This window comes from Pantoea sp. CTOTU46764 (assembly GCF_031974595.1).
Classification (GTDB): Bacteria; Pseudomonadota; Gammaproteobacteria; order Enterobacterales; family Enterobacteriaceae; genus Pantoea; species Pantoea trifolii.
Genome location: NZ_DALYOQ010000105.1, coordinates 1 through 11,058 on the forward strand (window position 1 = coordinate 1; position 11,058 = coordinate 11,058).

The window sequence follows — 11,058 nt, forward strand, 5'->3', positions numbered from 1 at the left end:
AACTGCCAGGCATCAATTAAGTGAAGAAGCCCCGAACGAAAGTTCGGGGCTTTTTTACGTCTGAAATTTAGAAAAACACTTCAGATTTAGTACCATCCTGAAGCTAAAATTCGCCACATGACATACTCATCTCCCTAGCGATTTTTCCAAATCCCACCTAAAGCTGAAACATTTTCATAAACCGCATGAAGACTCGACATTCTCGACATAACACGCTAATGTCGGGCATCTGGATGTCTAAACGTGTATACGGTTATCAGTAAGAGGTGAGCAGGTTATGCCAATCAGGATTCCCGACGAATTACCGGCAGTGAATTTTTTGCGTGATGAAAATGTCTTTGTCATGACGTCGTCGCGCGCCAGTGTTCAGGAGATCCGTCCGCTAAAAGTGCTGATTCTTAACCTGATGCCAAAGAAGATTGAGACAGAAAACCAGTTCCTGCGCCTGCTCTCAAACTCACCGTTGCAGATTGATGTGCAGCTGCTGCGCATTGATAGCCGCGAGTCGCGCAATACGCCGACAGAGCATCTGAACAACTTCTACTGCAACTTTAAAGACATCCAAAACGATAATTTCGATGGACTGATTGTGACCGGCGCGCCGCTGGGATTAGTCGATTTCAATGATGTCGCGTATTGGCCGCAGATTCAGCGCGTGCTGCACTGGGCGAATGAGCACGTCACCTCCACGCTCTTTGTCTGTTGGGCGGTTCAGGCGGCACTCAACATTCTGTATGGCATTCCTAAGCAAACGCGGCAGAACAAATTGTCCGGTGTTTATGAGCACCAAATCCTGCATCCACATGCTTTACTGACGCGTGGCTTTGATGACAACTTCCTGGCCCCGCATTCACGCTATGCCGATTTCCCAAGCCAGCTGATCCGCGATTACACCGATCTCGAGTTGTTTGCCGAATCGGAATCAACCGGCGCGTATCTGATGGCAAGCAAAGATAAGCGCCTGGCGTTTGTCACCGGCCACCCTGAGTACGACGCTTTGACGCTTTCAGGTGAATATCATCGCGATTACGATGCGGGCCTACAGCCGGACGTGCCGTTCAACTATTTCCCACACGACAATCCAGAATTGCCGCCGCGCGCCACCTGGCGTAGCCACGGCAATCTGCTGTTTTCCAACTGGCTGAACTACTACGTTTATCAGATCACGCCGTTCGATCTGCGTCGAATGAACCCAACGCTCGAATAACTCCAACATCTGATTTGATCCTGCCGCGCTAGCCGAAAGCTATCGCGGCTTTTTTTTGCCTTCTGTTCAGGGGTGGAAGTAATTGCCTTTAATTCGAGAGATTAAATTACATAAATATCAATCTTATAATTCACTATAAATATAAAAATGGAAATAGTTTTTGAAAATAAAATAAAAATCATTATGCTCTGATCTTGCAGGTTATAAAACACCCTACATCCGGATCCGATCGTTAAACGATGGATCAACCCAGGAGGCAGCCCGCATGACAGACTCGGTTATCAGCAATACGCTAACCTTCAACCAGCCCTTTACCCACGCGGAAAAGCAGCTGCTTACCCCAGAAGCGATCGACTTTATACACGCATTGGTGGTGCGTTTCGCACCAGAGCGCGAACGCCTGCTGAAAGCACGCCAGCAACGACAGAAGCGTTACGATCAAGGTGAGTTACCCGGCTTTGATTCGGAAACCGCTTCCATTCGTGAAAATGCGTGGCAGATTCGTCCTATTCCGCAGCTGCTGCAAGATCGTCGCGTGGAGATCACCGGGCCGCCGGATCGCAAAATGGTGATCAACGCGCTCAACGCGAACGTCAACGTCTTCATGGCCGATTTTGAAGATTCACTGGCGCCAACCTGGCAGAAGCTGATCGACGGACAATTAACCTTGCGCGATGCCGTCAATGGCACGCTGAGCTTCACCAGTGAAACCGGCAAGATCTACCAGCTGCGCGCCAATCCGGCGCTGCTGATGTGTCGGGTGCGCGGTCTGCATCTGAATGAAAAGCATGTGGAGTGGCGCGATCGGGCCATTCCCGGCGGATTGTTCGACTTTGCGCTCTACTTTTTCCACAACGTTGAAGCGCTGCTGGAGAAGGGCCACGCGCCATGGTTCTATCTGCCGAAAACCGAGCATGCCGCTGAAGTGGCGTGGTGGCGTGAGATCTTCCGCTTCAGTGAAGATCGCTTCGATCTGCCGCGCGGCACCATCAAAGCCACGGTATTGATCGAAACGCTGCCGGCGGTATTCCAGATGGATGAGATCCTGTGGGAACTGCGCGATCACGTGGTGGGCTTGAACTGTGGCCGTTGGGATTACATCTTCAGCTACATCAAAACGCTGGGCCAGCATCCCGATCGTATCCTGCCGGATCGCCAGCAAATCAGCATGGATCAGCCATTCCTTGATGCTTATTCACGCCTGCTGATCAGAACCTGTCATCGCCGTGGTGCGCTGGCAATGGGCGGTATGTCGGCGCTGATTCCGAGCAAAGACGCGGAGCGCAATTTATGGGTGACGCAGAAGGTGCAGGAAGATAAAGCGCGCGAAGCGGGCAACGGTCACGACGGAACCTGGGTGGCGCATCCCGGCCTGGCAGATATCGCGATGGAGGAGTTTGACCGTCGACTGGGCGATCAACCTAATCAACTGCACATCACACGTGAGCAGGATGCACCAATCACCGCCGAGCGTCTGCTGGCGCCGTGTCGCGGTAAGCGCACCGAAGCCGGCATGCGCGCCAACATCCGCGTAGCGCTGCAATATCTGGAAGCCTGGATCAGCGGTAACGGCTGCGTACCGATTGACGGATTGATGGAAGATGCCGCCACCGCTGAAATCGCTCGTACCTCCATCTGGCAATGGATTCATCACAAACAAATTCTCAGCGATGGCCAACCGGTGACGGTGGCGCTGTTTGAACGGCTACTGGCGGAAGAGCTGGCTGCCTTGCAGCAAACCGTTGGCGCAGAGCGTTTCCAGAATGGACGCTTTGACGATGCTGCCGCGCTGATGGCGCAAATCACCACCGATGACGAACTGGTTTCCTTCCTCACTCTGCCGGGCTACCGCCTGCTGCCTTGAACCTGGAGATATGACGATGAATCGTACGCAACAGATCAAACAACTGGAATCGAGCTGGAATGATGCACGCTGGCAGGGAATCACTCGTCCGTACAGTGCGGAGGATGTGGTTAATTTGCGCGGTTCGGTCAATCCCGCCTGTACGCTGGCGGAGCGCGGTGCCACTAAACTCTGGTCGCTGCTGAATGGTGAATCGAGCAAAGGCTACATCAACAGCCTTGGCGCATTGACCGGCGGACAAGCAGTGCAGCAGGCGAAAGCCGGTATAGAAGCGATTTACCTCTCCGGCTGGCAAGTGGCGGCAGATGCTAACCTGGCCGGGCAGATGTATCCCGACCAATCGCTGTATCCGGTGAATTCGGTGCCAAATGTGGTGGAGCGGATTAATCAGAGCTTCCAGCGAGCCGATCAAATTCAGTGGGCCAGCGGTGTATCGCCAGAAGATAATGATTTTATTGATTACTTCCTGCCGATTGTCGCCGATGCGGAAGCGGGCTTTGGCGGCGTACTTAATGCGTTCGAGCTGATGAAATCGATGATTCAGGCCGGTGCAGGCGCGGTGCATTTTGAAGATCAGCTGGCGGCGGTGAAGAAGTGCGGCCACATGGGCGGCAAGGTATTAGTCCCGACGCAGGAAGCGATTCAGAAACTGGTGGCGGCGCGTCTGGCCGCAGACGTAATGAACGTCCCGACGGTATTGCTGGCGCGCACCGATGCGGATGCCGCCGATCTGATCACCTCCGACTGCGACCCGCGCGACGCGGCGTTTATCACCGGCGAGCGTACTTCGGAAGGCTTCTTCCGCACCCATGCCGGGATTGAACAGGCGATCAGTCGCGGGCTGGCGTATGCGCCTTATGCCGATGTGTTGTGGTGCGAAACCTCAACGCCGGATCTGGAGATGGCGCAGCGTTTTGCCGACGCGATCCACGCGCAGTATCCCGGCAAACTGCTGGCCTACAACTGTTCGCCATCATTCAACTGGAAGAAGAACCTCGACGATCGCACCATCGCTCGTTTCCAGCAGGCGTTGAGCGAAATGGGCTATCGCTTCCAGTTCATCACGCTGGCCGGGATTCACAGCATGTGGTTCAACATGTTCGACCTGGCGCACGCTTATGCGCAGGGCGAAGGCATGCGTCATTACGTGGAAAAAGTGCAGCAGCCAGAGTTTGCGGCGCGCGATAAGGGCTACACCTTCTCGTCGCATCAGCAGGAAGTCGGCACCGGCTATTTTGATCGCGTCACCAATATCATTCAGGGCGGACAATCCTCAGTGACCGCGTTGACCGGTTCCACCGAAGCCGCGCAATTCTAAAGCCGTCGTAGGGTCGCCATTCATGGCGACCATTTCCCCCGGAGCGTTGCCGATGACACCGAGAGAATCGCTGATCGCCCACACCATCCTGCAAGGTTTTGACGCGCAGTATGGCCGCTTTCTGGATATTACCGCTGGCGCACAACAGCGCTTCGAGCAGGCTGACTGGCACGCGGTGCAGCAGGCCATGAAAGCGCGTATCCACCTTTACGATCACCACGTTGGCCTCGTCACCAACCAGCTGCGCATTCTCAATGACACGTCGGATTGGGATGACGCGTTCTGGCTGCGAGTGAAAAGCCATTACGAAACATTGCTACCCGGCTATCCGCGCCATGAAATCGCCGAAAGCTTCTTCAACTCGGTCTATTGCCGTTTGCAGGGCCACAGCCATCTGTCGCCCGAACGTCTGTTTATCTTGCCGTCACAGCCGTATGCGCCTGCGCCGGTTGCCCAGCGTCCGTTGTCACGTCTTTATCGCCCGCAACACAATTGGCAGGAAACATTGCGTCAGGTGCTGAATGACATTCCGCTGCGCTTAACGTGGCAGGATCAAACGCGCGATATCGGCTGGATTGTGCGCCATCTGCACGAGCAGTTTGGTGCCGCGCAACTGGCGACGGCAACGCTGGATGTCGCCAGCGAGCTGTTTTACCGCAACAAAACCGCATGGATCGTGGCGCGCCTGCAGCTGAGCGATGGCATGGTGCCCTGTTTGCTGCCGATTCAGCGCGATGATGCAGGACGATTGTGGATCGACACCTGTCTCACCGATAGCGATGATGCCAGCATCGTGTTTGGCTTCGCCCGTGCCTATTTTATGGTCTACGCGCCGGTGCCCGCCGCGCTGGTGGCGTGGCTGCAACCGATTCTGTCGGGCAAAACCGTGGCTGAACGCTACATGGCGATTGGTTGCCAGAAGCACGGCAAAACCGAGTGTTATCGTGAATATCTGCACTATCTGGCGCACAGTCAGGAAGATTTTACCGTCGCGCCCGGCATTCGCGGCATGGTGATGATGGTGTTCACGCTGCCGGGTTTTGATCGGGTATTTAAGGTGATCAAAGACCGCTTCGCCCCGCAAAAAGAGGTCACCGATGCGCAGGTGCGCGACTGCTATCGCATGGTTAAGGAGCATGATCGCGTCGGTCGCATGGCGGATACCCAGGAATTTGAACACTTTGCGTTACCGCGCGCGCGTATTCCGGCTGAACTGATGGCGGAGTTTGAGCGCGATATCCCGGAAAAAATCGAGCTGCGCGATGACCTGGTGATCATCCGCCATTTGTGGCTGGAACGCCGCATGGAGCCGCTCAATCTGTGGCTGGCCCAGGCTTCGCCGGAACAGCGCCAGCACGCGATTGGCGAATACGGTGATGCGATTCGTCAGCTGGCGGCGGCGAACATTTTCCCCGGCGACATGCTGTACAAAAACTTTGGCATGACGCGTCACGGCCGCGTGGTGTTTTACGATTACGACGAAATCCGCCCGATGACCGAACTGGTGTTCCGCGATGTACCGCAGGCGCGTTATGAAGAAGATGAGCTGCAGGCCGAGCCGTGGTACAGCGTTGGGCCGGATGATGTGTTCCCGGAAACTTTCCGCTATGCGCTGTGCAGCGAACCGTCGACCGGCAAACTGCTGCAGGCGCTGCATCCGCAGCTGTTTGATCCCAACTGGTGGCGCGCGCTGCAAACGCGCATCCGCGAAGGGCATATTGAAGAGGTGATTGCGTGGCGCGCCAGCCAGCGTTTCAGCGCGCGCTATGCTTCGGTGGCCGCTTAGCGGCCAGAGTAGGTTTGGGTCACCTGTTTGGCGGCGCGGATCACCAGCGCACCGAGCTCGGTGATGCGGTCGTCAGTCATGCGCGCAATCGGGCCGGAGATTGAGATGGCGGCGAAGGGTTCGCCATGTTCGTCATAAATCGGTGCCGCAACGCAGCGCAGACCCAGCGCGTGCTCTTCATCATCGTGCGAAAAGCCCATCTTACGAATCAGCGCCAGATTCTCCTTCAGGCTGTGCGGCGACATCAGCGTTTTCGGCGTGTAGTGATGCAATCCTTTTTGATGCAGCAGCGCGGTAACTTGCTCATCGCTGAGATGCGCCAGAAACGCTTTACCGGCGCCGGATGCATGCATCGGCAGCTTGCCACCAATCGGCGCGGACATGCGCATCAGCTGCGTACACTGCACCTGATCGATGATCACCGCCTGATAATCGCTGAGATCCAGCACCGCCAGATTCACCGTCTCACCGGCATCTTCCATCAGCTTGCGCAGCAGCGGATGGACAATCGCCAGCAGATTACGGCTCTGCAGGAAGCTGCTGCCCACCACAAAGGCGTGCGAACCAATAGTCCACAAACCTAAATCGCCCACCTGATGCACAAAACCTTGCTGCTGCATGGTGGAGAGCAGGCGATGAGTGGTGGAGTTGGGTAAACCGGCCTGTTGCGCCAGTTCGGTCAGCGCCACGCTGCCGTGGGATTCGGCAATCAGCTCCAGCAGGCGCAGGCCGCGCGTCAGAGATTGTACTTGCCCGCCGACAGGCGCGCTGGTGGGTGTCGTTGTAGCACGGGGTTTCTTGCCGCGTTTAACAGGCGCAGGGGTTGCCATAACGTCTCCAATTCGCATCAATGCTGGAAACCATTTTCGTTTTTAACTGCATTAATGCAAACGCTGACTTTCTGGTCAGACCTGTAATGCCTGATAGCTGAAAATGTCTCATCTGAGCTGACTTTTGATCACCTGCAAGTTGTGCCAGTATGTCTGGCTGGCATATTAGCCAACGCAATGACGTGGACGGGGCGAGAGTGAGCAACAAAACAGAAATGCTGCAGCAGCAGCTGGCACAACGCATTATGATTCTGGATGGTGGCATGGGCACCATGATCCAGAGTTATAAACTGAGTGAGCAGGATTTCCGTGGCAGCCGCTTTGCCGACTGGCCATCTGATTTGAAGGGCAACAACGATCTGTTGGTGCTGACCAAACCGGACGTCATCCGCGAAATCCACGATGCCTACCTCGCCGCCGGCGCGGATATTCTGGAAACCAACACCTTCAACGCCACCACCATTGCGATGGCCGATTACGCGATGGAAGCGCTGTCGGCGGAGATCAACTTCGAAGCCGCCAAGCTGGCGCGCGCCAGCGCCGATGAATGGACGGCGAAAACGCCGCATCGTCCGCGCTATGTGGCGGGCGTATTGGGCCCGACTAACCGCACCTGTTCGATCTCGCCGGACGTCAACGATCCCGCTTATCGAAACGTAACCTTTAATCAGCTGGTGGAAGCCTACCGTGAATCCACACATGCGCTGATTGCTGGTGGTTCCGACCTCATCATGATCGAAACGGTGTTCGATACCCTGAACGCCAAAGCGGCGATCTACGCGGTGCAGGCCGAGATGGAAGCGATGGGCGTGAAGCTGCCGCTGATGATCTCCGGCACCATCACCGATGCGTCCGGTCGTACGCTTTCCGGCCAAACCACTGAAGGCTTCTATAACTCGCTGCGTCACGCCGAACCGCTGTCGTTCGGCCTCAACTGTGCGCTGGGCCCGGATGAACTGCGCCAGTATGTGGCGGAGCTGTCGCGTATTGCTGAAGGCTACGTCACCGCGCACCCGAACGCCGGCTTGCCCAACGCCTTTGGTGAATACGATCTCGATGCGGCGATTATGGCCGAGCAAATTGGCGAATGGGCGCGCGCCGGTTTCCTCAATATTATCGGCGGCTGCTGCGGCACCACGCCAGAACACATCGCGGCGATGGCGGCAGCGGTAGACGGCGTTGCGCCGCGCCAGTTGCCAAAGATTCCGGTTGCCTGCCGCTTAGCCGGGCTTGAACCGCTGAATATTCAGGCTGATTCGCTGTTCGTCAACGTCGGCGAACGTACCAACGTAACCGGCTCAGCCAAGTTCAAGCGCCTGATTAAAGAAGAGAAATACAACGAAGCGCTGGATGTGGCGCGCCAGCAGGTGGAGAGCGGCGCGCAAATCATCGATATCAACATGGATGAAGGCATGCTGGATGCCGAAGCGGCGATGGTGCGCTTCCTCAATCTGATCGCGGGCGAACCCGATATCGCACGCGTGCCGATCATGATCGACTCCTCGAAATGGGAAGTGATCGAGAAAGGCCTGCAGTGCATTCAGGGCAAAGGCATCGTCAACTCCATCTCGATGAAAGAGGGCGTTGAACCCTTCATCGAGCACGCGCGTAAAGTGCGTCGTTATGGCGCAGCGATGGTGGTAATGGCGTTTGATGAAGTGGGCCAGGCGGATACGCGTGCACGCAAAATCGAGATCTGTCGTCGCGCCTACAAGATCCTGACCGAAGAGGTCGGTTTCCCGCCTGAAGACATCATTTTCGATCCGAATATTTTTGCCGTCGCGACCGGCATTGAAGAACACAATAACTACGCGATGGATTTCATCGGCGCCTGTGAAGACATCAAGCGCGAACTGCCGCACGCGATGATCTCCGGCGGCGTCTCCAACGTGTCGTTCTCGTTCCGTGGCAACGAACCGGTGCGCGAAGCCATTCACGCGGTGTTCCTCTATTACGCTATCCGCAACGGCATGGACATGGGCATCGTCAACGCCGGTCAGCTGGCGATTTACGACGATTTGCCTGCCGAGTTGCGCGACGCGGTGGAAGACGTGGTGCTGAACCGCCGTGACGACGGCACCGAGCGCTTGTTGGAGCTGGCGGAGAAGTATCGCGGCAGCAAAAGCGATGGCGAGCAGGAGAAACAGCAAGCCGAATGGCGCAGCTGGGACGTGGTTAAGCGTCTGGAATATTCGCTGGTTAAAGGCATCACCGAATTCATTGAGCTGGATACTGAAGAGGCGCGTCAGGGCTATGAACGTCCGATTCAGGTAATCGAAGGGCCGCTGATGTCCGGCATGAACGTGGTCGGCGATCTGTTCGGCGAGGGCAAAATGTTCCTGCCGCAGGTAGTGAAATCGGCGCGCGTGATGAAGCAAGCGGTAGCGTACCTCGAACCCTATATCGAGGCGAGTAAAGAAGCCGGACGCAGCAACGGCAAGATCGTGCTGGCGACGGTAAAAGGCGACGTGCATGACATCGGCAAAAACATCGTCGGCGTGGTGCTGCAGTGTAACAACTACGAAATTATCGACCTCGGCGTCATGGTGCCGAGCGACAAAATCCTCAAAACCGCGATCGCTGAGAACGCCGATATCATCGGGCTTTCCGGCCTGATCACGCCGTCGCTGGATGAAATGGTCAACGTGGCGAAAGAGATGGAGCGTCAGGGCTTCACCATCCCGCTGCTGATTGGCGGCGCGACCACTTCGAAAGCGCATACCGCCGTGAAGATCGAACAGAACTACAGCGGTCCAACTGTCTACGTGCAGAACGCCTCTCGCACCGTCGGCGTGGTGTCATCGCTGCTCTCCGAGACGCTGAAAGAAGATTTCGTGGCGCGCACGCGCAAAGAGTACGACACGGTGCGTATTCAGCACGGGCGTAAAAAACCGCGCACCCCGCCGGTGAGCCTGCAAACTGCGCGCGAGAATGATTACGCCATCGACTGGGAAAGCTACACGCCGCCGGTGGCGCACCGTCTTGGCGTGAGTCCGGTGGAAGCCAGCATTGAAACCCTGCGCAATTACATCGACTGGACGCCGTTCTTTATGACCTGGTCATTGGCCGGCAAATATCCGCGCATTCTGGAAGATGACGTGGTGGGCGAAGAGGCTAAGCGCCTGTTTGCCGACGCCAACGCCATGCTCGATATGCTGAGTGAGACCGGCACACTCAATCCACGCGGTGTGGTGGGAATTTTCCCGGCTAACCGTGTCGGCGATGACATTGAAATCTACAGCAATGAGAACCGCAATCAGGTGCTGTGCGTCAGTCATCACTTGCGTCAGCAGACCGAAAAAACCGACTTCGCCAACTACTGTTTAGCCGACTTCGTGGCACCGAAATCCAGCGGCAAAGCCGATTATCTCGGTGCGTTTGCGGTTACCGCCGGGATTGAGGAAGATGCGCTGGCCGAGGCGTACGACAAGCAGCACGATGATTACAACAAAATCATGGTGAAAGCGGTGTCGGATCGTCTGGCCGAAGCCTTTGCCGAGTACCTGCACGAGCGCGTGCGTAAGGTGATTTGGGGCTTTGCCGCCCATGAAAATCTCAGCAACGAAGAGCTGATTCGCGAAAATTATCAGGGCATTCGTCCTGCGCCGGGTTATCCGGCTTGTCCGGAACACACTGAGAAAGCACCGATCTGGCAGTTACTGGAGGTGGAAAAACACACCGGCATGAAGCTGACCGAATCGTTCGCCATGTGGCCAGGCGCAGCGGTTTCCGGCTGGTACTTTAGCCATCCCGACAGCAAGTACTTCGCCGTGGCGCAGATTCAGCGCGATCAGGTAGAAGATTACGCGGCGCGTAAAGGCATGAGCGTGAGTGACGTCGAGCGCTGGCTGGCGCCGAACCTGGGTTACGACGCGGATTAACGCATCTCGTAGGGTCGCCATTCATGGCGACCTTCTATATGTATGCACAAATTAAAAAGGTCGCCATAAATGGCTTAATGTTTGTCAATTAAGCCAGCGGCGAGTGCGCAGGCCGGAGTCACTTTTGGTCCGGCGGTCCTCGCGCCGCTAGCGCGGTACCTTCACTTCGCTC

The 11,058-nt window shown here is 56.2% G+C and carries 6 protein-coding genes; 5 read left to right on the top strand and 1 reads right to left on the bottom strand.

What is annotated here, in order from left to right; translation table 11 throughout:
* Window positions 1–277 precede the first annotated feature (277 nt).
* The 4 genes from metA (at window position 278) to aceK (ending at window position 6,175) form a co-directional block, all read left to right on the top strand.
* Complete coding sequence (metA, locus tag RTM06_RS21915; protein WP_312184702.1) at window positions 278–1,207, top strand: homoserine O-succinyltransferase; 930 nt, start codon at window positions 278–280, stop codon at window positions 1,205–1,207.
* A 265-nt stretch (window positions 1,208–1,472) separates the two neighbouring features.
* Window positions 1,473–3,071 carry a malate synthase A gene (aceB, locus tag RTM06_RS21920; RefSeq protein WP_312184703.1) on the top strand — a complete coding sequence of 533 codons (1,599 nt, stop codon included), beginning with the start codon at window positions 1,473–1,475 and terminating at the stop codon, window positions 3,069–3,071.
* Window positions 3,072–3,087: 16 nt separating this feature from the next.
* Entirely contained in the window at window positions 3,088–4,389 is a 1,302-nt protein-coding gene (gene aceA / locus RTM06_RS21925; protein ID WP_256698103.1) for an isocitrate lyase, read from the top strand.
* Between the two features lie 52 nt (window positions 4,390–4,441).
* A complete protein-coding gene (gene aceK / locus RTM06_RS21930) occupies window positions 4,442–6,175 on the top strand; it encodes a bifunctional isocitrate dehydrogenase kinase/phosphatase (protein ID WP_312184705.1) in 1,734 nt (577 codons plus the stop codon).
* On the opposite strand, the gene iclR is transcribed toward aceK, so the two are convergent.
* Window positions 6,172–7,005 (bottom strand): glyoxylate bypass operon transcriptional repressor IclR, encoded by an 834-nt coding sequence (gene iclR / locus RTM06_RS21935; RefSeq protein WP_008109838.1) that lies wholly within the window; start codon window positions 7,003–7,005, stop codon window positions 6,172–6,174. The two genes, aceK and iclR, sit on opposite strands and share 4 nt — an antisense overlap.
* A gap of 197 nt (window positions 7,006–7,202) precedes the next feature.
* Between iclR and metH the strand changes: the two genes are divergently transcribed.
* Complete coding sequence (gene metH / locus RTM06_RS21940) at window positions 7,203–10,886, top strand: methionine synthase (RefSeq protein ID WP_312184706.1); 3,684 nt, start codon at window positions 7,203–7,205, stop codon at window positions 10,884–10,886.
* Window positions 10,887–11,058 lie beyond the last annotated feature (172 nt).

Bases quoted from the DNA above. Each gene is read 5' to 3' on its own strand.
- aceB (WP_312184703.1), top strand. From the start codon at position 1,473: ATGACAGACTCGGTTATCAGCAATACGCTAACCTTCAACCAGCCCTTT.
- iclR (WP_008109838.1), bottom strand. From the start codon at position 7,005: ATGGCAACCCCTGCGCCTGTTAAACGCGGCAAGAAACCCCGTGCTACA.
- aceK (WP_312184705.1), top strand. From the start codon at position 4,442: ATGACACCGAGAGAATCGCTGATCGCCCACACCATCCTGCAAGGTTTT.
- aceA (WP_256698103.1), top strand. From the start codon at position 3,088: ATGAATCGTACGCAACAGATCAAACAACTGGAATCGAGCTGGAATGAT.
- metA (WP_312184702.1), top strand. From the start codon at position 278: ATGCCAATCAGGATTCCCGACGAATTACCGGCAGTGAATTTTTTGCGT.